This window comes from Microbulbifer maximicatervae (SeqCode), from assembly GCF_052468095.1.
Genome location: NZ_CP174332.1, coordinates 3,983,747 through 4,008,569, shown reverse-complemented (window position 1 = coordinate 4,008,569; position 24,823 = coordinate 3,983,747). Strand labels below are relative to the sequence as shown.

The 24,823-nt window shown below is 47.0% G+C and carries 16 protein-coding genes; 12 read left to right on the top strand and 4 right to left on the bottom strand.

The window, feature by feature from the left end; translation table 11 throughout:
- The first annotated feature begins 8 nt into the window (after positions 1-8).
- The 10 genes from ACJJIL_RS17525 to ACJJIL_RS17480 all read left to right on the top strand — a co-directional run bounded on the left by ACJJIL_RS17525 (position 9) and on the right by ACJJIL_RS17480 (position 16,027).
- Complete coding sequence (locus ACJJIL_RS17525) at positions 9-1,169, top strand: sulfotransferase domain-containing protein (protein WP_445360346.1); 1,161 nt, start codon at positions 9-11, stop codon at positions 1,167-1,169.
- Complete coding sequence (locus ACJJIL_RS17520; protein WP_445360345.1) at positions 1,166-2,494, top strand: SGNH/GDSL hydrolase family protein; 1,329 nt, start codon at positions 1,166-1,168, stop codon at positions 2,492-2,494. The genes ACJJIL_RS17525 and ACJJIL_RS17520 overlap by 4 nt, the downstream gene beginning before the upstream one ends.
- Before the next feature lie 141 nt (positions 2,495-2,635).
- Entirely contained in the window at positions 2,636-3,616 is a 981-nt protein-coding gene (locus ACJJIL_RS17515; protein WP_445360344.1) for a sulfotransferase, read from the top strand.
- 72 nt (positions 3,617-3,688) lie between these two features.
- A complete protein-coding gene (locus ACJJIL_RS17510) occupies positions 3,689-4,819 on the top strand; it encodes a glycosyltransferase family 2 protein (protein ID WP_445360343.1) in 1,131 nt (376 codons plus the stop codon).
- A gap of 105 nt (positions 4,820-4,924) precedes the next feature.
- On the top strand, positions 4,925-7,174 hold the full coding sequence (locus tag ACJJIL_RS17505) for a glycosyltransferase family 2 protein (protein WP_445360342.1): 2,250 nt from the start codon (positions 4,925-4,927) through the stop codon (positions 7,172-7,174).
- 252 nt (positions 7,175-7,426) lie between these two features.
- On the top strand, positions 7,427-9,160 hold the full coding sequence (locus ACJJIL_RS17500) for an SLC13 family permease (protein WP_445360341.1): 1,734 nt from the start codon (positions 7,427-7,429) through the stop codon (positions 9,158-9,160).
- Between the two features lie 4 nt (positions 9,161-9,164).
- Complete coding sequence (locus ACJJIL_RS17495) at positions 9,165-10,097, top strand: glycosyltransferase family protein (RefSeq protein WP_444914602.1); 933 nt, start codon at positions 9,165-9,167, stop codon at positions 10,095-10,097.
- Positions 10,088-12,133, top strand: coding sequence for a capsule polysaccharide biogenesis protein (locus tag ACJJIL_RS17490; RefSeq protein WP_445360340.1), 2,046 nt, complete (start codon positions 10,088-10,090; stop codon positions 12,131-12,133). Before ACJJIL_RS17495 ends, ACJJIL_RS17490 begins: the two co-directional genes overlap by 10 nt.
- A gap of 682 nt (positions 12,134-12,815) precedes the next feature.
- Entirely contained in the window at positions 12,816-14,051 is a 1,236-nt protein-coding gene (locus tag ACJJIL_RS17485) for a capsule polysaccharide biogenesis protein (protein WP_445360339.1), read from the top strand.
- Positions 14,052-14,260: 209 nt separating this feature from the next.
- Positions 14,261-16,027: a DEAD/DEAH box helicase gene (locus ACJJIL_RS17480; protein ID WP_282934580.1), complete on the top strand. Its 1,767-nt coding sequence runs from the start codon at positions 14,261-14,263 to the stop codon at positions 16,025-16,027.
- 91 nt (positions 16,028-16,118) lie between these two features.
- On the opposite strand, the gene ACJJIL_RS17475 is transcribed toward ACJJIL_RS17480, so the two are convergent.
- Together ACJJIL_RS17475 and ACJJIL_RS17470 are read right to left on the bottom strand one after the other, a co-directional pair.
- Positions 16,119-16,658, bottom strand: coding sequence for a cytochrome b (locus ACJJIL_RS17475; RefSeq protein ID WP_413664530.1), 540 nt, complete (start codon positions 16,656-16,658; stop codon positions 16,119-16,121).
- 207 nt (positions 16,659-16,865) lie between these two features.
- Positions 16,866-17,825, bottom strand: a complete 960-nt coding sequence (locus ACJJIL_RS17470; protein ID WP_444914599.1) for a LysR family transcriptional regulator — start codon at positions 17,823-17,825, stop codon at positions 16,866-16,868.
- Positions 17,826-17,997: 172 nt separating this feature from the next.
- Here ACJJIL_RS17470 and metE point away from each other — a divergent pair, with 172 nt between their 5' ends.
- On the top strand, positions 17,998-20,232 hold the full coding sequence (gene metE, locus ACJJIL_RS17465; protein ID WP_445360338.1) for a 5-methyltetrahydropteroyltriglutamate--homocysteine S-methyltransferase: 2,235 nt from the start codon (positions 17,998-18,000) through the stop codon (positions 20,230-20,232).
- Between the two features lie 81 nt (positions 20,233-20,313).
- On the opposite strand, the gene ACJJIL_RS17460 is transcribed toward metE, so the two are convergent.
- The gene (locus ACJJIL_RS17460) at positions 20,314-22,365 is read right to left on the bottom strand and encodes an amidohydrolase family protein (protein WP_445360337.1); all 2,052 of its coding nucleotides are present in this window, start codon (positions 22,363-22,365) and stop codon (positions 20,314-20,316) included.
- A gap of 205 nt (positions 22,366-22,570) precedes the next feature.
- On the bottom strand, positions 22,571-23,872 hold the full coding sequence (gene pepQ / locus ACJJIL_RS17455; protein ID WP_445360336.1) for a Xaa-Pro dipeptidase: 1,302 nt from the start codon (positions 23,870-23,872) through the stop codon (positions 22,571-22,573).
- 83 nt (positions 23,873-23,955) lie between these two features.
- On the opposite strand from pepQ, the gene purU reads away from it, so the two are divergent.
- Positions 23,956-24,795, top strand: a complete 840-nt coding sequence (purU, locus tag ACJJIL_RS17450; RefSeq protein WP_445360335.1) for a formyltetrahydrofolate deformylase — start codon at positions 23,956-23,958, stop codon at positions 24,793-24,795.
- Positions 24,796-24,823 lie beyond the last annotated feature (28 nt).

Below are 24,823 nucleotides of genomic sequence, written 5' to 3'. Positions count from 1 at the left end.
AGCTTTTTGTGAAGAAATTATACATTCATATCGGAACAGAAAAAACTGGAACTACAACGGTACAGGAATTTCTTTTTAAAAATAGGGAAGTTCTTAAGGGTGAAGGCGTCTTATATCCAAATATTCTCAACTTGTCTAATCACGTTGGATTTTGTTTAGCGTTTATGGATTTTAATCCAAATTCTGAACTGTACTCTGTAGTAGGGTGTGAACCAAACGAAAATAGCGCTAAAGAGTTCTCTGGTTCAATATTGGAGAAGTTAGCTAGAGAAATTGTATCTTCAGATTGTGATACTGTTATTATATCTAACGAACACCTCCACTCCCGTATTACGACGCAAGAAGAGATTTTTAAGATTAAGGAGTGGGCAAGTAAATTTTTTGATGAAATTGAGATAGTTTGTTACTTAAGAAATCAAGCGGATTTGGCTGTAAGTTATTACTCTACACTTATTAAATCTGGCAATGTCCCTGAGCGAGTTTTCCCTAATTTTTCTTCAGTTCCTCATTATTATGACTATAAAAAATTACTTGATGGGTGGAGCGCAGCTTTTGGAAAAATTACAGTAAAATCATTTAGTCGCTCACTTCTGAAAAATGAAAATATTATCGATGATTTCATTGATGTCGCTTGCCTATGTGGGGCGGAAAATAAATTTTTTCAAATAGAGGATAGTAATGTTTCTTTAGATGCATATTCTCTAGAAATACTCAAGAGTATTAATGAAAGTTTTCCCTTTGTTAAAGAGGGTAAAATTAATCCAGAGAGGAGATACCTTGTTCCTTTCTTTGAAAAATCAAGTGGAAATTGTAAGTTTGTCCCTGATGAGCTTGAGTATTACGACTTTTTAAAAAGGTTCTCCGCCGATAATGAATATATAGCTGAAAAATATAAAATAAATTTTTCGCCTATGATATCTCGTAAGAGAACTCCAAGGTCTTTGAGTCCTGAAATTTGGGTTGAAAAATTTTCTTCTATATGGTCACAGAGTATTAATCATATAAACTTCCTAGAGGCCAGAAACCAAGCCTTAATGGCTGAAATAGCTTTCTTGAACGGTGATTTAGGTAAAGCTAAAAAATTTATTGATGAATCTGAAAATTTTGGATTTAGATTGAAAATGATTAATGATATTAAAGCTAAAATTGATCTAAATTCAGACAAATGAAAAAGCTAGTGTTAATTGGAACATCAAATGGCTTGATACGGGGCGGAATTTCTTCGGCGTTATCAGAGTTTTTTGATCTTACTAACTTGTCTATTGGGGCCTCATGCTCAGGCTGTGGTTTGTTTCAGCTTGGTGAAAATATAGATGTGATTAAGGCTGCGGACTTCGTCTTAATTGACTTCTCTATTAATGACAATGAACATCTTCTAAACAGTTGGATTGACGAAGAGCATTTAAATGAGGTCGTTAGGATTTTATATGAAGAAATTATAAAAATTAATATAAATGTATTTTCTTTAATAATGCCAACTTTGAACTATTTGAAAAATTATTCAAATAGTCAAGGTCGTAAAATCCATAGGCGTATTGCCGAGGAACTGTCAATACCAGTTATTGATGGTTATGAATACATCAATGGCATTGTAGACTCGTTCTCACTAAAAGATGAAGATCTTTTTCTTGATAACGCGCATTTGAATAGAGAAGTTGCCTTTTGTTTTGGTATTTCAGTATCAACTGTTTTGTATTCCTTAGATACTTTGTTAAAGATTGAATCTGATTTTAAATCTCAAAAAATTTGCCAATATTTGGTGGTATCAGCTGGTGATTTGGTTTCACAGTTTGATAGAGTTGAATTGAAAGGGACGTCTACTTTAAAGTTGAATGCAGTGACTCTAAATGAGAAAGTTGAAATAGATGTTTCTCGGCCAGGATTTTTCCTTTCAGGGCTATTAATAAATGCGAATTCAAAGGCAAAGGTCCGTATTTCTAATTTAAATTCTGATTTTCATATTATCAAGAATGCTTATTCAGGAGAGCTTCCTGATAACAAAGTCCAAATTAAATATATGCCCATTAATCAACCTGTAGACGCATCTCATATCTCTATCAGAGTATCAAGCTACTATGATCAAGAATCTGAATTGTCCCCAAAAGGAAAAAAAGTTCTTTCTTCACGAGATTATGGGGAGTTAGACGTTTTTGGTTTGGTGTACCTTAATGCTGAAAGTACATTTTTGCAACGTGAAATTGAGGATAATAGCTTCCAAAGTCATGTTGATTCTATAGTCACTGCTTCAGTATTGAATTATATGCTAGAAATTCGCAGACTTAAATTTTTTAGAGATAGGCTGAGTTTACTCAATAACCCTAACTTTCAAGAGGCTGACCTATATAGAGAGCTATCTCTGGCTTCACTAGATGTTGGTGATGTTGGGCTGGCCAGAGAGTTCATACTTAGAGCTAGAAGTCTTCGTCCTTCAGGAGAGTGGATCAAGTCAATTTCGAATAAATTATTTAATAGGTGCGAATCTGGTGATTCTTGATTTTGAATTTATTTAAGATGAGTATAATTTCATGATATTTGGATAAATGATATATATATCTTAACCTTTAAGTCGTGATGTAATTTTATTAGTTTGTGTTTTTCAAATACTCCCCGAATTAGCTACAGATATAGATTATAGATGAATCCAAATATTTTGATAAACAAAGGTGTAGATGTATTGACTCCTTCTTCTCAGAAGGGTAGTCGAACTATAATTACCGTAGGTGTTGCACGCGGAGGGACTTCTATTGTTGCTGGTGCATTACACGCCTTAGGCCTACCGATGGGAGATAAGTGTTACTCACCGGTTTTTGAGGATCTGAGGTTGAGTCTGGCCTTTGAACGTCGAAGTGATGAGCATTTCACTGAGGTAGTTGCTCAATATAATAAAGCTCACTCCAGTTGGGGATGGAAACGACCTTCTATTCTAAATCACTTGGACTTTATTGAATCAAAATTAAGAAATCCACATTTTATTTTTGTATTTCGCGATATTTTCTCTGTGGCAAATCGTAATTCAATTTCTATGAAGACTGATGTGAAGTGCGGACTTCAAGAGGCACTGGATAACTATCGTTTAATGGTTGAGTTTCTTCAGAAAACTAATAGTCCGGCAATGTTGGTTTCATCTGATAAAGTTGTACGTCACAAAGAGGAATTTGTTGAGAGGCTGATAGATTTTGTAGGTGTTGAGGTATCTAGCTTACAGCGAGAAAATGCCATCAATTTTATTTCTCCAGACCCAAAGGATTACCTTGATAAAACGCGTATCACTAAGTCACGAGGTGCTGTAAATATTGATCTCCTTAAGACTGGTCTACTTAGAGGATGGGCGCGAGGTGTACACCATCTTAAGCCTGTGACAATTGAAGTAGAAGTTAACGGGAAAAAAGTCGGCACGACTGAGGCTAATATTTATCGAGAGCACCTGGATAAACCATCTATACATCCTACTGGAAAGTGTGGCTATGAGTTGGACTTGAAAGTTTTGGGTGTAACACCATCGGATACAATTAATGTTCGTGTGCAAGATGATGTAAATCCACTAAACTCTAGGCCTATTCAACATCAGCACCTTGAAAGATGGTTGACTCTTAAAGAGTGGCATGAACAAGACTAAGTTCAATTGGAACAGTTTTTTTTGATAGATAGCTTTTGGTTATTTTTCCAGTAGATGGTTTTGGGTAGTCGAATGAAGTTAGGTCTTGCAGCTATTTTTAAGAATGAGCACAATTATATCCTTGAGTGGATTGCCTACCATCAATTAGTTGGTGTAGACAGGTTTTTTATTGCTGACAATGTCAGCAATGATGGATCCTCACAGCTTTTAGAGGCATTGGATTATTTGGGGCTGATAAATCGTATATATTTCCCCAGAATTGGTGATGCTGGCCCTCAAGCTCCTGCTTATAACCAAATATTGCGCCAATATGGTAGTGAAGTTGATCTACTCGGATTTATCGATGCCGATGAGTTTTTAGTCAGTACAAATAATCTTTCGTTAAAAGAAAATCTTAAAGATTTTAACTCTATGGAGGATGCCGGAGCTTTGGCACTTAATTGGCGAAACTATGGGTCATCAGGGCGAAAATTAAGTGGAGAGGGGCTGGTGGTTGATCGGTTCCTGAATGCCTCAAAAAAGGACCATATGGCAAATCGCCACATTAAGACAGTTTTAAAACCTAGCATGGCTCAGAGAATGAATATACATGAATGTGTTTTAAAGTCTGGCCGTTACTATTCCGGCGATTTAGCTCCAACCATTTTTGAAAAGGGTGGTTCTTTTGAACCAAAAACCAAAGATGTTATATATGATCGTGTGCGTATTAATCATTATGTAGTTAAATCACGCCAAGAGCATATGATGAACAAAGCACGTAAAGGCTCTGGTGCAGGTAGTGCTAGTAGGCATAAAGGAGAAGCCTATTTTAAAGCTCATGATTTAAACGATGAACATGATGATATTCTGACTCATTTTAGTAGGGATATAAAACGGGCGGTTGACGGTCTTACTGAGCAATTGACCAAGGACTCTCCATACCTCTGTTATGGAAAAGCTCATGTAAATGTAATGTCGGAAATCATAGGCGGGTGGGCTGTTTCAGAGTTCGATGGACCTCTGAAAGTTCGCCTGTTAATCAATGGGAAAGAGCATATCATTGATGTGGATCGAGAGCGTCCAGATGTTTATCGAAAGGGACTTTCTAATCGCTTATACTGTGGTTTCTCGTTTAGGCCGGGCAAAATTTTGACGGTAGATGATAAAATAGAAGCGTATATATTTGGCACTACGATAGAAGCGCAAATTAAGTATTCAATATGACTTTTTTGGTGTCTATTTAAGTTGACTGTAATGAGAATTTCTTTGGACTAGTAGGCTGACATCAGCTGATAGTTCAGTTCGTGGATCATAGAAAAGCTGGATACTGTGGTTAAATTTATAAAGTCCATTTTTAGCATTAATTTGACACGCCACCTTACTCCTGTGGCTGAAGTTACGGTGGAAAATTTTGAGAAGAGCGGCTTTAACTGGCGCTCTCTCGGTATAGACCCTCAGTTCTTATTGAGAAAACGGCTGTTTGCTGGCTGGTATATGTTTGAGCTTCGACTCCTTCATAATAGGGGCACTGCTAGTAGCAATTTATACGTGGATTCTGGCGATGGGTTTAGTGAAGATGAATGTTTTTCTCTAAATTGTAATTCTGATCGGATCGTAAAGAGGGTACTTTTTCTTCCAAGCGGCGCTCGAGCTCTACGTTTTGATCCTTTGAATGAGCAAGGTCTTTTCAGTGTTGAGCATCTACAGTTGATCCCTTTATTACCGAGATTCGCACATGATTTGATGGCTAAACGTCTGGTAGCAAGGCATCCTAAGTATAGAAAACTTAATAAGCGTGAGGCTTTGGTTCGGTGGAGAGCGGATGCTGCTGAGCAGACTTGTCACTGGCTTGATGTCGCTCTTCACCACTATGGGGAGACCTTTAGTCGCAAGTGTAGAGGGGTTGACTACCAGGATTGGATTGAACGAGTGGAAAGACCACAGTTGCCTGTAGAGCAGAACGCGATAGGTACTGGTGGCCCCTTAATTTCAATTATCTTGCCGACGTACAACACAGAGGATGGGTTTCTTCGTGCCTGTATAGATTCTGTGCTTGAGCAAACTTATTCCAACTGGCAGTTGTGTATTGCTGATGATGCATCTTCACATCCGCAGGTTCGGGAATGTCTGCTATCTTATGAGGCCTTAGATCCGCGTATAAGGGTTGTTTTTCGCAGGGATAATGGCCACATTTCTGCAGCTAGCAATAGCGCCTTAGAGTTAGCACAAGGCGACTATATAGCTTTATTGGATCACGATGATACTTTATCGCCTTATGCATTACAGCGGGTGGTAGAAGAGATCGGTAATGTAAAAGATGCACAGCTGATATATACCGATGAAGATAAAATTGACCGATCAGGCCATCGTTTTGACCCTCATTTTAAACCCGATTGGAACCCGGATCTGCTGTTTTCAAATAATTATATCTGTCATTTTACTGTATTGCGTGCAGATTTGATAAGAAAGGTAGGTGGCTGGCACTCGGGTGTTGAAGGTGCTCAAGACCACGATCTATTATTACGTTGTCTGCCGCACCTTGACTCTAATAAGGTTGTCCACATTCCAGAAATTCTCTACCACTGGCGGGCGATAGAGGGATCGACAGCACTAGCTTGTGACGAGAAAAGTTATACATCAAAAGCTGGACTGAGATCGCTTAGTAATTACCTGGAGTCAGAGAAGCTAAATGCGAAAGTAGAGCGAGGTTTTGTACCTAATACTTATCGCGTGCAATGGAATCTCCCAGAGAAACCACCTTTGGTTAGTCTCCTAGTACCTACCCGGGATCGCTACGATATCTTGCAGCCTTGTGTCGATAAGATTTTATCGCTCACCGATTATCCAAACTTTGAATTACTGATTTTAGATAACCAAAGTAGCTGCCAGAAAACATTACAGTACTTAAACAAAATTAGTGTTAATGAGAAAGTACGTATTTGCCGATGGGATTATCCATTCAATTATTCGGCTATAAATAATTTTGGGGTTACACAAGCAAAAGGCGAGATTATAGGTCTGATTAACAACGATATTGAGCCTATAAGTGCAGGTTGGCTTACGGAAATGGTTAGCCAGGCTTGTCGTGAGGAGATAGGTTGTGTTGGGGCTAAACTCTATTATCCAAATGATACTGTTCAGCACGGTGGTGTCATTCTTGGTATTGGTGGTGTCGCAAACCACGCGCATAAACATTTTGGTAGAAGGGAGCATGGATATTTTGCTCGCTTGAGCGTTGTGCAAAACTTGTCTGCGGTAACGGGTGCCTGCTTGTTACTTAGGAAGTCACTGTTTGAACAGGTGGGGGGGCTGGATGAAGAAAACCTACCGGTTGCCTTCAATGATGTGGACTTGTGCTTAAAAGTGATGGAAAAAGGGTATCGTAATCTTTGGACTCCTTATGCTGAGCTTTATCATCATGAGTCAGTGTCTCGAGGCGCAGATGATACCTTTAGTAAAAAGCGTCGAATGGCTGGGGAAACATCTTTCATGCGTAAACGATGGGGAAGTTTATTGGATCGGGATCCCGCATATAATCCAAATTTGACTCTGTCGCATGAGGACTTTTCTCTGGGATAGCTATAGAGAACCCGCCGTATTACTGTCAAATTTCCATGGTGGCGGGTTTCTCAACGGATAGGGGGTAGAAGTAGATCGCGATGTAAGCAGGTTGTCTTACGCCTTGAGCCGTATACTTTTGCTCCAGCTGCCATAGCAGCCGGTGCCGACCGGCAGCATACTCACCTAAGATTTGGCATAATTTGATTTCACCACAGGTGTGTATATAAAGACAAACACTAGTATCGGTAACCAGAGCGACCTTTCGACCTTATGACTTTCCCCCAATTATTTGTTTCCGGTATCTTCGCCCTGGTTATCGGATGTTTAATTTTTACTCACTTCCGACCGTCCCTGGTGTTCGCCGCGGCGGCTGGTGCCTGTTTTCTTACTGGTTTGGTTCCAGCGGAATCGGCGTTACAGAAAGGGGCCAACCCCGGTTTAGCCACCTTAGTTGCATTGATGCTCGTGTCGGTGGGGCTGGAGAAGGCACGCTGGTTGCGTTCGATTTCAGAGGGTCTGATCAAGGGGTCTTTGAGAGGCAGTTTATTGAGACTTACAACGGCTACCGCCTTAAGCTCCGCATTTCTTAACAATACGGCAGTGGTGGCGGCCCTATCTTCAAGTGTGAAGGGGCAGCGGCGCTTGCCTGCCGCCAAGTTGCTGATTCCATTATCCTACGCGGCAATTCTCGGTGGTACTCTGACGCTTATTGGTACTTCTACGAACCTGATCGTTAACAGCTTTGTACTCGATCGCGGCCTTCCCAGCTTGGACTTTTTTGCCTTTTTGCCGGTGGGCTTGGCCGCGGCTTTAGTGGGCTTGATGGTATTGCTCTTGTGCAATCGTCTTCTCCCTGAAGGAGGAGTAACTGAGGAGCCTGTCACTGAGTACCTGCTGGAGGCTGAAGTGGTGGCTAACTCTCCATTGGATGGGAAGAGTGTCGAGCAAAACCGTCTACGTCAACTTGAGACCTTTTACTTAATTGAGATTGTTCGTAGAAATCAGGTTATTAGCCCCGTGGGCCCCTCTGAAGTTATCCGTTGCGGGGATAAGTTAATTTTTAGTGGTGATGTACGTGATCTTGGCCGCTTACAGGATATTGAGGGGCTGCGCCTTTTTGCCCTGGAGGATGAGGATCTGGACCTGAATCTTACAGAGGTAGTGATTACGCCCAGTTCCAGTATCCTTGGCCAGTCCTTAAAAGGGTGTAATTTTCGTACTCGCTTCGATGCGGCAGTGGTTGCCATGCGCCGTGGCGGTGAGCGATTGTCTGGCAAGCTCGGGGAGATTGAGCTTCGCGCTGGCGATGCCCTGCTGTTGGCGGTGGGCCCGGATTTTCGTCACCATCTGAATATTGATAAGAACTTCTATGTGATCAGCGGCACAGAGGTTCGGCGCGATCTCTCTCGACGCAATAACTGGCTTTTGGGGTTGGGCTTTGCAGCCGTTGTGGCTGGTGCGGCACTGGGTGTCTTCTCGCTGCTAAAAGGGCTCATCGTTCTCCTTGGTGGAATGATTGGCCTGGGAATCATATCTACTACTGAGTTACAGCGGCGCTTCCCATTTCAGATATGGCTGATTATCACTAGTGCTCTGATTTTGGCTGAGGCTTTCGCGGGTAGCGGTTTGGCAGATTCCTTGGCGCTAGGGCTTCGTAGTTTACTGGCGGACTGGGGGCCATTAGCTGGGTTGGTAGGCGTCTTCTTGTTGACATTGGCTCTGACAGAATTGATGACCAACAATGCCGCAGCAGCATTGGCTTTCCCCCTCGCATGGAGCTTGGCTGAGAGCTTTGGGGTTAGCTGGATGCCCTTTGTAATGGCGGTAGCTTATGGAGCTAGTGCCAGCTTTCTTACCCCATTTGGCTACCAGACCAACCTGATTGTGCAAAACTTGGGAGGATATCATTTACGCGACTTCCTCAGAGCTGGACTGCCCCTGACTATTGCTTATTCGATAACAGTTTTGATTTTGATTCCAATCGTGTTTCCGCTAGAGGGGTAGTAGTTTGGCACTTGACTTGATTCCCACAGAAAGCTGTTTAGTCATTGAAGAGGGTGCAAATCCATCAACGGACTATTTTATTCGGCCATATTTGTATGAGAGGGGAATCAACTTCCGGTGTATAACTTGGTCCAGCTCCCCAATTGAACAGGATATTAATGGAAAATCCTTAATCTTTGTTCGCTACATCCCTCGGAGTTGGAAGTCATTTATTGATAAAAACAGAGGTCAGTTTCAGAGAATCTACCTCTTTATCGACGATGATTTATTTGATTGGTATGCCTTTTCCAGCATGCCACTTCGATATCAAGCAAAAATATTACGGCTTAGTTGGTCTAAGCAGAGGTGGCTGAGATCTATCGGCGCACAACTATTGGTATCGGCCCCCTACCTTGCGGAAAAGTATCAAAGTTGGTCTCCAGAGTTACTGCAGCCTGCTCCCTTGAGTTGTGAGCAGGAGCAGCCTTTGACCGTGTTTTACCACGGATCTGCGTCTCACCTTGAGGATGTTCAGTGGCTGCGGCCGGTGATAGAGGAAGTCCTCAGCCGCAGTCCAATTCTCAATTTTGAGATAATTGGAGATCAGTGTGTCAATCGGCTCTTTCGAGGAATGCCACGGGTGCAGATACTGCACCCGATGAAGTGGCCTACCTACGTGTCGATGCTTCGAGGGCGAGGGCGATCAATTGGTTTGGCACCTTTGCTCGATTTGCCGTTTAATCGCGCCAGGTCGCATACAAAATTTTTTGATATTACCCAGGCTGGTGCCGCAGGTATCTTTGCTCAAGGGGACATATATGGTTCCGTAGTGCGGCATGGGGAAAATGGTCTGTTGCTGCCAATGGAACCCTCAGCTTGGGTTGAGGGAATATTGGATCTTGCCAACGATCATAGCCTTCGGGATGCACTTTCTCTCGAGGCAAGAAAATGCCTGTAATTGGACACTGCTCACTCGGGCTTCGGCGTTTATCTAACCTTGATAACTTCCTGGAAGCTGAGTGTCGCTATGTAGCTCTCAAGCCGGGTAGATCAATTTCCATGATGGCGGGCTGGGGGTTAAAAAAAAGCGCCCTTAAAGCACAGCGCCTTGCCACTCATTTGAGTTTGCCTTATATCGCTATAGAAGATGGGTTTTTACGTTCACTCGGCCTTGGCGTAAATGACGCTGAACCGCATAGTTTGGTTGTTGACTCGACAGGTATTTATTACGACGCCTCCCGGCCAAGTGACCTGGAAATATTAATCAGTGAGGCTAATTTCTCGCCGGATGAACTTGTTCGTGCAGAAAAAGGCTTAAAGCTTATACGAGAGAGCCGACTGTCGAAATATAACCAATCGACTGATATATCACTGGAAATTTTGCCTGGGCAAAAGACCATTTTAGTGGTCGATCAAACATTTGGGGATATCTCCGTTAAAGGTGGGTTGGCTTCTGAGCAGCATTTCTCTCAAATGCTTGAGTCCGCAATTAATGAAAATCCTGATGCTGAAATTCTTGTAAAGATACATCCTGATGTTATCGCAGGGAAAAAGCGTGGCTATCTAAAGGAACTGGCTGAACTGAGGGGTTGTAGGATTATCTCGGAGGATATTTCTCCCTGGTCAATCCTGGATCGAGTCGAAAAGGTTTATGTGGTCAGCAGCCAGCTGGGTTTTGAGGCGCTGGTTGCAGGTAAGGAGGTCCATTGCTTTGGAATGCCTTTTTATGCGGGGTGGGGTTTAACTCGAGATAGGCAAAACTGTGGTCGCCGCAGTGTGAAGCGAACGTTGCTTCAGGTTTTTTGTGCTGCGTACCTAAAATACTCCCGGTATATTAATCCGTATACTGGCAATCGCTGTAACTTTGAAGACACTGTAGCATTAATTGCTGAACAACGCAGGCAATGGAGCCGCTTCGATGGTGACTGGGTCGGAGTAGGGTTTTCTCACTGGAAAAGGAGTTTTATTCCAGGTTTTATCGGTGGAAAGGGAAGGATTAAATTTTCCTCTGCAAAGGTACCAGATGCAAGGGCAGGAACGAATATTCTGATATGGGCAAGTCGGATTACAGATAGTTTGCTTGATGAGGCTAAGAAATCTGATTTAAATGTCTGGAGGGTTGAAGACGGTTTCTTGCGTTCCGTTGGTTTGGGTGCTGATCTAGTCGTTCCGAATTCACTGGTTCTAGATAGTCGTGGTATTTACTTTGACGCCAGACAGCCCAGCGATTTGGAGATTCTGTTAAATACCTGTAGTTTTCCTGATCCTCTTCTAGATAGAGCTAGAAAGTTACGAGATAAATTGATCGATAAAGGGATTAGCAAATATAACGTTGTAGAAGATAAACCTACAGTTGATTTTGATTTTTCTTCTGGTAAAAAAATTATTTTAGTTCCCGGGCAGGTAGAAAGCGATGCCTCGATAGCTAATGGCTCCCCAGTAATAAAAAGTAACTTGGCTCTTCTTGAACGCGTCAGGCTCAATAACCCCGATGCTCATATTATTTATAAACCACACCCTGACGTAGTTTGTGGTGCTCGCCTAGGTACTTTGCAGGGGAGTTCTGACTCCCTTTATGACACTTTGCTTGAACAGGGTGATATAGTTTCTGCTATTAAAGTCGCTGATGAAATTCACACCATGAGCTCCCTGAGTGGTTTTGAGGCATTACTGAGAGGCAAGCAGGTGGTAACTTATGGGTTACCCTTTTATGCTGGCTGGGGGCTCACAAGGGATACGCTTGTCGAAAATAGAGAAATCCCCACGGGTGAGTTAAGGGATTTTTTATCGAGAAGGCAGCGCAATTTAACTTTAAATCAGATGATTGCCGCTACTTTGCTGTTATACCCTGTTTATATAGATCCCAAAACGGCTGAATTTATCAATGCAGAAACTACTATTGAGCTAATTGAGGGGGCACGGTCTTTGGGGAATAAAAAAGGAGTTTTTTTTAAACTCTTCTCCTTGTATCGAAGAATATTTATGAGATATTGAAAGCTATACCCGAAATCCAGTATAAGGTTTTCTATTTAATTTCTTTTGATATATTGCTTTAAATTTTTAGACCTCGGGGAATATAGTTTCAAACTTCTACTTTGCTAACTTTTATATTTCCCCCCTTCTGCGTTAAGTATTCGGGAACTGGTTTCCAAGGCTTTCCGGCTGCAAGCCATTCTTACTCTATTACGCTCGATTACACTTCGGTGATTATAGTACCAATTGTACTGACACCTATTTTTTCCTGGTATAAGATGTGGGATTAAATGGAGTTGGAATTTATTCGGCTTGCTACAGGGGTATCTTTCTCTCGTGTGTCGCCAGATGTTAATTTCTTGGTGGACTGAGTGGTTGTACTTTTAGATAAATTGACTTTATGGTTTGTACCAAATACAAATTGTGTGTCGGCATTTTTAGACTATACAGTTTGATTGATGGGAAGATCCTTGAGGTAAGAAACCATAGTAGGGCAGTTTTTGCTGCCAAATTAACAGAAGTTTCTGCCCTGTTAGTAGCGGCTCTAATATCCAAGTTCTATGTTGTTAGATGGTTCGCATAGATGTAAAAAGCAGTTCAATATAATAACTGTGAAGTTAGCCTAATTTCACAGTCATTTCTTTTTTATTCATCGCCTCGTCTCAACGTATCCAGTGACCTTAGCTCAAGGAAAAGCCAATACATGTCTGTGGCAGTATTTTTACAAGGACCTCATGGCCCATTCTTTGCCCAATTGGCAAGGCGCTTGGCACAGAGCGGAGTCATTACTCATAAGATCAACTTTAATGGCGGGGATCGCTACTTCGCTTGGGCTGATTTTCAGGTGGATTTCACCGGGGGAGAAAGTGATTGGAGTGCCTTCTTTTCAGATTACCTATCTAAAAATAATGTAGATACTGTTTTTTGCTATGGGGACTGCCGCCGCCTGCATACCATTGCAAAATCCATCTGTGACTCCAAGGGTATCGCTTTTGGAGTGTTTGAAGAGGGATATTTGCGCCCGGATTTTATTACTCTTGAATTTGGCGGGGTGAATGCTCATTCGCGTACGGACTGGTCTCGGGAAGCAATTAATAGTTATCGAGCCAGGGAGCGAAATCTAGTTAAACCTGTTGGGCAAACTTTTTTTAGGCGAGCGCGCTTTGCAATTGCCTACTATCTTGCGATGCGGGCTTCTCAATCGGAATTTCCCCACTATCGGCACCACCGAAGTCTGAGCTGGCTAGGTGAAGGCGTTTGCTGGATCAAGAGTTTCTATCGAAAAGGCCTGTATAAACTGATGGAGCGGGGGCTTACGGCCCGTTTGACTGGTGAGTTCAGCGGCCGCTACTTTCTTTTTCCACTTCAAACCCGTGATGATTTTCAACTGCGCAAGCACTCTGATCTGGTTTCTATCGAAAATGCGATAGAGGTGGTGTTGCAGTCGTTTGCACAAAATGCGCCACAGGGCTCGATGATGGTAATAAAGCACCACCCTATGGATCGTGGGTTTTGTCACTATCAAAAGCTGATACGGGAGCTGGAAACTCGCTACCAGATTACAGGCAGGGTTATGTATTGCCATGACCTGCACCTGCCGACTTTGCTCGATCACACCCTAGGAGTTGTAACAATCAACAGTACAGTGGGCATATCTGCACTCTTCCACGAGGTGCCAACTCAAGTACTTGGAAGATCACTGTATGACTTACCGGGGCTGACTCATCAAGGGGGGCTCTCCAGCTTTTGGAGTCAACCCGACCCGGTAGACCCGGAGTTCTTCCAGCGATTTCGGGCTTATCTCTATGACAAGACTCAAGTGGATGGCAGCTTCTCCCGCCATATTGCCGCTACAATCGATGGAGTTTGCAGGCGCTTGACGGAGGCCCGTGCAACGGAGCGAAGGCGGCAGCCTGAAACTGAGGTGGATCTGGTCTAAGGAGCGCTGTACTCTTTTTACTTCTAGATCAATGACGCTTTTCTTTTTATCTACCCAATATTGATATCCTATCTGTCGGCGGAGATACATGCTAATCAACTTGCCTAAAAAACAGGCTGATCTGGATCGTCTAACCTGTTAGACTGCGCGGCCTTTTACCCACCGCTCCGGTCCCGCGATAGGGACTTTGGCTTCAAGTGAATTCCGAAATGACCGATACCCCTAAAGCGGCCGGCTTCGACCAGTTGGGTCTGCCGTCTGAAATTCTCAGCGCCATCGAAAAGCTCGGCTATGAGACTCCCTCCCCGATCCAGGCACAAACTATTCCGTCCCTGCTGGAGGGGCGGGATGTGCTAGGCCAGGCCCAGACCGGCACTGGCAAGACCGCAGCCTTTGCGCTGCCGCTACTCTCCCAGCTGGACCTGAAGGATCGTCGCCCTCAGGCACTGGTGCTGGCACCGACCCGCGAACTGGCTATTCAGGTGGCTGAAGCCTGCCAGTCTTACGCATCCAAGTTGAAAGGTTTCCACGTTGCGCCTATCTATGGTGGCGCGGACTACCGCGGCCAGATACAGCAGTTGAAGCGTGGCGTTCAGCTGGTGGTAGGTACCCCCGGACGGGTGATGGACCATATGCGTCGCGGCTCCCTGGATCTGTCCAATCTGCGCACCCTGGTGCTGGATGAGGCGGATGAAATGCTGCGCATGGGCTTTATCGATGATGTGCAGTGGGTATTGGAGCAGATTCCTGAAGAGCGCCAGATTGCGCTGTTCTCCGCCACTATGCCAAAAGAGATTGCCCGCATCGCCCGCGAGCATCTGGATGAGCCGGTTGAAGTAAAAATCCGTGTTAAGACTGAGACTGCGGAAACCATTCGCCAGCGCTACTGGCCGGTTGGCGGCCTGCACAAACTGGATGCACTGACCCGTATTCTTGAAGCGGAGCCGGTGGACGCCACGATTATCTTCGTGCGCACCAAAAACAGCACTGTGGAACTGGCAGATAAGCTGGCCGCCAGAGGCTTTGCCAGTGCCGCCCTGAACGGTGATATGGCGCAGAACCTGCGCGAAGCCGTGATCGACAAGCTGAAAAATGGCAAGCTCGATATTGTTGTAGCCACCGATGTTGCGGCTCGTGGACTGGACGTAAAGCGTATCAGTCACGTGATTAACTACGATATCCCCTACGATACCGAAGCTTATATTCACCGTATCGGTCGTACCGGCCGCGCCGGTCGCGAAGGCGATGCGATCCTGTTTGTGGCGCCCCGCGAGCGTCGTATGTTGCGAGTCATCGAGAAAGCGACCAAGAAGCCGATCGAAAAACTCGATTTGCCCAGCGCAGATGCGGTTAACAGTGCCCGTATGCAGCGCTTCCGCGAGCGCATTACCGCGACCCTGGAAGGCCAAACTGATCTGGCGCCCTATCGCCAGCTGGTTGAGGAATTCCTGGCGCAGAATGAAGTTGACCCTCTGGATGTTGCTGCCGCGCTGGCTGCAATGGCCCAAGGTGACCAGCCCTTGCTGATTCAAGAGAAAGAGCAGAGACCGCGCAAAGAGCGTCGCGAGCGCGATGATGACTTTGACGGTGGCCGCCGCCGCAAGAAGGAAAGCTTCGAGAAAGATCGCAAGCTGCCGCCGCCCGATGAGGGGCTGGAGCGCTTCCGTATCGAGATCGGCCGCGAGCAGGGCGTGCGTCCCGGCAGCATTGTTGGCGCTATTGCCAATGAGGTAGATCTGGACAGCTCCTATATTGGCCGTATCGAAATCTACAACGATTTCACCACGGTAGATCTGCCTCAGGGAATGCCGAAAGAAGTGTTCCAACACCTGAAGAAGGTGCGTGTTTCCGGTAAGCCGATGAAAATCACCCGCTTCGATGAAGCGGCGGTGAAATCGAAAGGGAAGCCCAAGGGTAAGCCTAAGTTCAAGCCCAAAGGTAAGCCCAAAGCCAAGCGCGGCAATAACGACGAGTAAGTCGTACCTGTTTAGCAGGTTTATTCCGGGAGAGCGCAGGCCTGCGCTCTCCCATTCAGTTTCCTTTCTTCTACTTCTTCCCTGACTTGAATTAGCGCTGTGGCAGCATACGGGTGAGTGTGTTATCGCGGGCAATAAAATGGTGCCACAGGGCGGCGGCGATATGCAGTCCAACCAGTACGAGCAGGGCGGGCCACATTACATCTTTGTGCAGGAAAGCGATTTGCTTGCCCAGATCCGGGTTTTTGGCGAACAGGTTGGGAACGGCAAACAGGCCAAAAAACTCGGTATCGCGCCCAAACAGTTGGCGCATCACGATGCCTGATACCGGCATAGCCAGAATCAACAGGTAGAGTCCACCATGGGTCAGGCTGGACAGTGCCTTCTGCCACTTCTTGCCTTCAATCTGTGGGCGCTTGTGACGTGCACGCCAGTAGAGGCGAAGGGCCAGAAGCATCAGGACACCGACTCCCAGCGAGAAGTGCAGCTGCATGAACCAGCCGCGCATGGGGTCGCCGCGCTCGTAAAACTCATGCAGTTCAACCGCTCCCCACACAGAGAGCAGCAGGATTACAAAAAGCCAGTGCAGTCCTTTGCTCACTGAGTTCCAACGTTCAACCGGGTTTGACATAGAGGGTCTCCTACAAAGTCCAGGCATTTGGCCGGGTACAGGCCACTGCCGATAGTTATTTGTGTGATTTTACCGGCCTCTCCGGCCAGACCAAACCATTGATTTGTTTGATCTGAAAATATTCAGTTTGTTTGATAATTGTGCTGAGGTTGAATAAGTCATTATTTCCGCAAAGGCTTAAGCCGCCCAGTTAACTTTTGTAAGTGGTTAGGCAGGTTCTGCCACACTGGGGCTGGTTTTGGCCGCTCTCACACCTTGCAGATTGGCAAAGCTGGTATCCCGTGCGGTTTTGAGGAAGTCTGTGAGATAAGGTTGCTCGAGCATATCTTCCCGCACTGCCGCGTAGAGAGTGCTCCAAAGGCCCTCTTTACCAAGCTGGAATTGGGAAACAAACCCCTTTTGCAGGTACTCGTGCAGCGCCCAATTGGGCAGGGCGCAAACCCCTCGGCCGCTGGCTACTAACTGAACCATCATCACGGTGAGTTCTGCGGTTCGAACTTCTGCGGGTTCAATTCCAGCGGGGTCGAGGAAGTGCTGGAAGATATCTAGCCGCTCGCGCTCAACCGGATAGGTAATCTGGACTTCACCAGCCAATTCCTGCGGTTCTACCCAACGCCGTTTGCTCTCCTGCGCTAGAGGGTGTTTGCGACTTATGGCAAGGCACATTTCAAAGCTGAATAGCGGCTCGTAGTGCAATCCTTTGAGATCGGGGTCTGGATTAGAAGTGACAACCAGGTCCAGATCGCCGCGCACCAGTGCGGGCAGGGGAGCGAAGTGGAAGCCGCTGCACAGGTCCAGTTCCACTTCTGGCCAGCTGTCCCGGAAGGTATTCAATGCGGGCATCAGCCACTGGTAGCAGCTGTGGCACTCGATAGCGATATTGAGCCTGCCCGCTTGCCCAGATGCCAGTCGGGACAGGTCCCGCTGTGCTATAGCTACCTGGGGCAGTATGTCGTCGCCCAACTGCAGCAGTCTCAGACCGGCACTGGTAAATCGCAGAGGCCGGGATTTGCGTATAAACAGTTCTTGGCCGAGCCGGTCCTCCATTTCGCGAAATAAGTGCGAAAGAGCCGACTGGGTCAAGTGAAGGCGATCTGCTGCGCGTACCAAGCTGCCTGTCTCACGCAAAACACTCAGCGCACGCAAATGGCGCAATTCAATCATCATTAAAATTATTCATGTTATTTGCAAAAAATATGAAATTGATTGAACAGCACTGTGCGAACACAATCAAGTCAGGACTCTCGCTAATGCGACCGTTACCGAGATCGCAGCTGCGGGGTATTTTTCAATGGGGCAACTTTGTTCCCCTCACAGGAAAGAGCTTGGGAAGGCGGCCATGGTGCAAACACATATCCTCGGCTATCCGCGTATCGGAGCCAATCGCGAACTAAAGAAAGCGCAAGAAGCCTATTGGCGCGGTGATATGCCCCAGCAGCAATTGCTGCAAGTGGGCACAGAGATCCGCCGTGGTAACTGGCAGGCCCAAAGTGAGGCCGGTTTGAGCCGTGTGGCTGTGGGAGATTTCGCCTGGTACGACCAGGTTCTGAATCACTCCCTGATGTTTGGTGTGGTCGGTCAGCGTTTTGCAGAGGGAGCGGCAGACAACAAGCTGGACCAGTACTTCCGCTTGGCCCGTGGTCGCGCTCCATCGGGACAGCCGGTAGCGGCTAGTGCCATGACCAAGTGGTTTGATACCAATTATCACTATCTGGTGCCTGAGTTCTCCAATGATCAGATGTTCTCCCTGGATAGTGAGTGGTTACTTGACGAGGTACGGGAAGCCCAATCCCTGGGCTACAAAGCCAAGCCGGTGGTTATTGGACCACTCACTTACTTATGGCTGGGGCGAGGTGTGGATAGCCCTCTGGATTTAGTGCCAAAACTCCTGCCTTGCTATGCCGAGTTGCTGTCTCAGCTCGCTGACCTCGGAGTTGAATGGGTGCAGTTGGATGAACCCATACTAGGCCTGGATCTGCCGGATGAATGGCGTGGGGCTTTTGATAGCACCTACCAGCAGATTGCGGCATTAGCCCCGGGGGTGAATACACTGCTGGCTACCTATTTCTCACCTTTGCGCGAGAATTTGGAGCTGGCATTTTCCCTCCCGGTGTCTGGGGTACATATTGACTGTGTACGCGCACCTGAAGAACTTGAAGCTGCGACCCAGCTGGCAGGTAAGAACAAGGTTCTGTCTGCAGGTGTGATTAATGGGCGCAATGTGTGGCGAGCAGACCTCACCCGCTGGCAGGGCACTTTGCAGCCTTTGGCGAAACAGTTGGGAGATCGCCTATGGCTATCACCCAGTTGCTCCCTGCTCCATAGCCCTGTGGATCTGGAAACAGAGATCAAGCTGCCCAGTGAGCAAAAACAGAAGCTTGCTTACAGCCGCCAGAAACTTCAGGAGTTGGCTCAATTACAGCAGCTGCTCAATGAGGACACAGAGATCCCTGTCTCAGGCGGAGAGAGTGGTGTAGCCGAGGGCTCCATTGCTGATCAATTACAGGATACTTGGCGTCAACAGTGCTTTCAGGATCGCTCTTTAGTACAGGCCAAGCGTTGGAAATTACCACTGCTGCCCACCACCACAATAGGCTCATTCCCACAGACGGATCTTTTGCGCGGTGTGCGTCGCAAGTACCGCAATAGCGAAATTTCTGAAGCGGATTATTTAGAACATCTACGCGCTGAAATTGCCGAAGCTATCCGTCGTCAGGAAATACTTGGTCTGGATGTACTGGTGCATGGTGAGGCTGAGCGCAACGATATGGTGGAATATTTCGGGGAGCAACTGGATGGTTTTGTACACACCGGTAATGGCTGGGTGCAAAGTTATGGCTCTCGCTGTGTGAAACCCCCGATTATTTTTGGTGATATCTCCCGACCTAACGCTATGACAGTAGAATGGAGCAGCTATGCCCAGAGCCTTACTAATAAGCCGGTAAAAGGTATGCTCACCGGCCCGGTCACAATTCTCAACTGGTCCTTCCTGAGGGAAGACATCCACCGCAGTGAGAGCTGTCTACAAATTGCCAAGGCATTGCGGGAAGAGGTGTTGGATCTTGAGGCGGCCGGTATCGGGATTATCCAGATTGATGAACCGGCTTTGCGTGAGGGAGTTCCCCTTCGAGAGTCTGAGCACCAGGATTATTTTGCCTGGGCGGTAGGGTGTTTCCGCTACACCTGTAGCGAAGTAAAAGCGGAAACCCAGATCCACACCCATATGTGCTACAGCAATTTCAATGCAATTATGGATGCCATTGTTTCCCTTGATGCGGATGTAATTACTATTGAATCTGCTCGCTCCGACTTGCGCCTACTCAGCGCGTTTGCCGACAAGGCCGATGGTTACCCCAATGAAATTGGACCTGGCATTTACGATATTCACTCTCCCAATGTGCCGGAAAGGGGGGAGCTGGTTGAGCGACTTAAGAAAATTGCACAGGTGGTGCCGGTTGAGCGACTTTGGGTAAATCCAGACTGCGGCCTTAAAACCCGTAACTGGGCTGAGGTCGGGTCATCCTTGCTGAATATGGTAGAGGCTGCGCGCACTGTGCGCACAGAACTGGCCTAGCCAATTTATAAATAAAAAAACCGGCAATCATTTGGATTGCCGGTTTTTTCTTTTCTGTTTTTTCCGCTTCTGTTTTTTTGCTTACTGGGATTTGGTGGCTACTGTAGTAGTGTTATTTAATTCAAATGGCACTGAAGGGTGGAAAGGTTTAATACCCAAGGCCGTGTAAAGCTCATCTGGGCGATACATATTTTGTCCCTCGAGCACCAGTGCAGTGCGACGCAGCGCGGTAATATCCTCAAGGGGATTTCCCTCGAGTAAAACCAGGTCTGCATTTTTACCCACCGCAATACTGCCAGTGTACTCGTCGGCCCCCATAACTTGTGCTGGTACCAGTGTGGCCGTGCGCAGCACATCAATATTGGGAATACCGGCTTTGGCATAGAGCTCCAGTTCACGTAACAGGGTAAATCCGGGGATGCCATCGGAGCCCGCGACCATAGTGACCTTATGCTCGTGTAGTTTGAGCATCATGGCCAGCAGGGCTTCCGCTGAAAGGTCGTAGTCATCCCGGTGTTCCGGCTTCACATCCAGTTCGGCCCCAACAAAAGCGCGCTGGATATTCACTGGAAGGTGGTCGGTAATATCGGCAAATTCAGGATCTACTTTGCCCGGCTGGCGCAGTAACATCGAACTGAATACGGTGGTGGTTGCGTCTACGACAGTGCCTTTCTTGGCTAGCTTATCCAGGAAAGTAGCCACTTCTTTGCTATCCAGATCCAGCTCGTGGGCGTGTTCCCCGATTTCTGTAAAGCGCAGTCTTTTACGGGTATCTATCTTGCCCATAAAATTCAGAAACAGCATATTGATATGCTGAATTTCATCAAAGCCCGCGTCCACTGCTTCTTCGGCGGTCATAAATGCAGGAATATGACCGGACAAACGCATACCATTTTCATGGATATGCTTGGCTAAGGGAGCGATCCACTCGGGCTCCATCGAGCTGTAGGTTTTAATTTGCTGATAGCCGCGATCGGCATACCACTCGACAATATCTTTGGCTTCTTCAAGGCTGTCCGCAGTCTTGCCCATTCGCATGGCATTTTCGCTTTCCCGGTCCATAAAGCCCGCACGGAAAAGGTCGCCGCCAATGATTTGCTCTGACTCAAACATGCCTTCAATACGCATGATACTTTCATGGGTATTACCGATGTCGCGAACATTGACAATGCCAGCGGCCATATTCAGAACACCATCGGTAGGGGATAAGTGGGCGTGCATATCCCAGAGGCCGGGGATCAGCGTATGGTTACGGGCATCAATGGTGGTTGCCCCGTTGGCTTTGATCGGTTTTTTACTGATTTTTGCGATCTTTCCATCTTTGATCAGAACATGGTGCTTTCTCTGCAGTTTGCCAGATTCAACATCAACCAGGTTGACGTTGCTGATCAGGATGGGTTGTGTTGATGTGTGGGTATGTTTCTTGGCAATACCTTGCAGGTACTGGTCTGCGGCTGCGACTTGCCGGGTTTTCAGTTCTTCGAGGTGAGATTTATCCCAGCCTTTGCGCAGGATGGCGAACCATCCCCCCTCATCGGAGGCAAATAAATCCCCATTGTCATCATACCAGGCCAGATCTGGGGTAAAGCCCAGGCCGCTCACGCCGTAAAGGTGGACCGTTTTCTTTTTCTCGCCTTGTTGCAGGGTCACTTTATCAAGCTTATGGAGGCGTGCTTTTCCTTGCGGCAGTAAATCAATATTTTGATCTGCATCGGCAGTTAGTGCTTTTACCAATTGCGCCTGTACAGCAAGGGTGCTGTTCTTGGGAATATAAAATTGGGCTTCGGAAGTTTTTGCGCTGCCATGTTCATCGGAACCTTTCCAGCGAGCGACACCATTTTCCAGGGAAAATTCTTCGCTGACTGGAGCACCAAATGGGCTGATCCCTTCAATGGATAATTGCTCGGGCATTGCCGCCTCACCGATAGTGAAGCTCTCCTTGAGGTTTAGGCGACGGTTATTCCAGCCGAGCTTTAATTCACCAGATACCTTTGTTCCATCCTGGTGAATGACTTCAGAGCCAGCAATGCCCTCTTTATCGTAAAAAATATACTCGATTGATTTTGCATAAGCGCTATTGGCTGCGGCTAGAACTGTGGCTGCGATAAGCGTTGCCAGTGTTTTTTTTCTCATGAACTGTCCCTTTTCTTGTTGTAATACCGGTGATGGACTTTGGCTTTTTTTCGGTGAGGGGGCAAGCAGCTTAGGGGCGCAAGCGGCGAGAGGAAAAGCGGGAGCGGTAGGGCGTTCTTTAATGTTTTAACTTTCGGAGTAAGGTAAAGGTATTGCGAGAGCGCTTACTTGTAAGCACTCTCACAATATTGCTTTAGTCTATGAACTAAGGGGTGCGAGAAAGGTTTTCGTTGCCGGTTGCGTGTACGACAATATTGTCTTCAATACGCACGCCGCCGTAGGGGCGGAAGCTGTCGACCTTATCCCAGTTAACCTCGGCAGCGAGGTCTGAGTCTTTTAGCTCTCCCAATAGGCTATCGATAAAGTAGAGTCCAGGTTCGATGGTAAATACCTGGTTCTCCTCGATAGTTCGGCTGGTACGCAGGAACGGGTACTCGGCTGGTGGGGGTGTCGTGCCTCCATCGGGGCCGGCCTGGTGACCGCCGACATCGTGTACCTGGAGGCCGAGGAAGTGACCCAGGCCGTGTGGCAGGAAGGGGCGAGTTAAGCCGGATTCCACGGCATTCTCGGCAGAGGTTTTGATTATGCCAAATTGGGCCAACAGCTCTCCCACGTTTAAGTGACAGTGGCGATGTAGTTCCGGGTAAGGCAGGCCAGGTTTGAGACCGTCTACCAGCTGCAACTGCTTTTCATCCATAGCTGCTACCAGCTCTGCGAACTCATTATCGGCATAGGCGTAGGTGCGAGTGATATCAGAGCAGTAGCCATTGCAGTCAGCACCCGCATCGATCAGGAAGCTTTTCAGCTGCGGCTCAGGCAGGCGCTCAGTAGACAGGTGGGTGTAGTGGAGGATTGCGGCGTGTTCATTCAGGGCAACAATATTGCCGTAGGGCATACGGTTCTCACCCTGGCCTGCAGCGCCCAGGTAGGCCTGATTGATTTCAAATTCACTGGCGCCACTGCGGAAAGCCTGTTCGGCGGCGCGGTGCCCATTGACCGCAATACGGTTCGCCTCACGCAGGCAGGCGACCTCATAAGGCGTTTTATAAGCGCGGGCCCAGTGCAAGCGGTTGATCAGAGGCTCTGGATTTTCCTCCCCCAGTGACCAGCCTTGCAGCTTGTCGCTCTCACCGATAAAAGTGGCATTCTCCGAGCTCAGGAACGCCTGGGCATCGGCCGGCTTGCTCAGTAGCTCGATATCGTAGAAACCGCTCCAGAAGGTCTGGGGTGCCGGCGGTACATAGTGCCAAAAGTCTACTGGACGGTAGAACAAAAGCTTAGGCTTTTGTCCACGCTGATAGATAACCCAGCTGTGGGGGTTGTCGGTAATGGGAACCAGTGCCTTAAAGTGGGGATTCACCTTAAACGGGTAATAGTTATCGTCCAGGAACTGCACCCTGGGAGCGCCACTGAATACGTTGAGGGTATCAAACCCGCTCTGCTCGAGGATTTCGTCGTAGCGGCGGCACAGGGTGGCCATATGATCGGCGTAAAGGTTTTTATCCATGTTCTCCCCGGAATGGATCGCTGAATCGTAAAGTCGGCATAGTGTATAGTCTGAACTCTGGATATTTGGCCTGAAATTTGACCATGGAAAAGAAGATACTGCTGACCGACTGCCCCGATGATAAGGGCCTGATCGCAAAGATTACCAATATTTGCTACAAGCACCAGCTGAACATCATCAAGAATGATGAGTTTGTGGACCGGGTTGAGGGGCGCTTCTTTATGCGCACTGCCCTGGAGGGTATCTTTAACGATGCTACCTTCCTGGAAGATCTGGATATGACGCTGCCCCAGGGCGCAGAGCGTCGCTTGGTATCCATAGAGCGGAGGAAACGCCTGGTGCTGATGGTTACCCGCGAGCCCCACTGCCTGGGTGATATCCTGATGAAGTGCTATTCCGGCGCTATGGATGTGGAGATCGCGGCTGTTATCGGCAATCACCCGGATCTGGAGGGGCTGGTACAGAAGTTTGATATTCCTTTCCACTGTATTTCTGCAGAGGGGATGGAGCGCGGAGCTCACGAGCAGCAAGTGGCCACCTTAGTGGATGAGTACAATCCAGATTATTTGGTGCTGGCCAAGTATATGCGCGTGCTAACCCCTGATTTTGTTGCTCGCTATAGTGGGCGCATTATCAACATCCACCATTCTTTCCTTCCTGCATTTATTGGGGCCAAGCCTTATCAGCAGGCCTACGAGCGTGGAGTAAAAATTATTGGAGCTACAGCTCACTTTGTTACCGATGATCTGGATGAAGGGCCGATCATTGAACAGGATGTAATACATGTGGATCATGCCTATTCTGCAGAAACCATGGCGGATGCAGGTAGGGATGTTGAAAAATTGGTTTTGACTCGAGCGCTGCAACTAGTTTTGCAGGAACGAGTGTTTATACACGGAAATAAAACAGTGGTATTTAAATAAAAACGCAGTAAACAATACTAACTTTGCG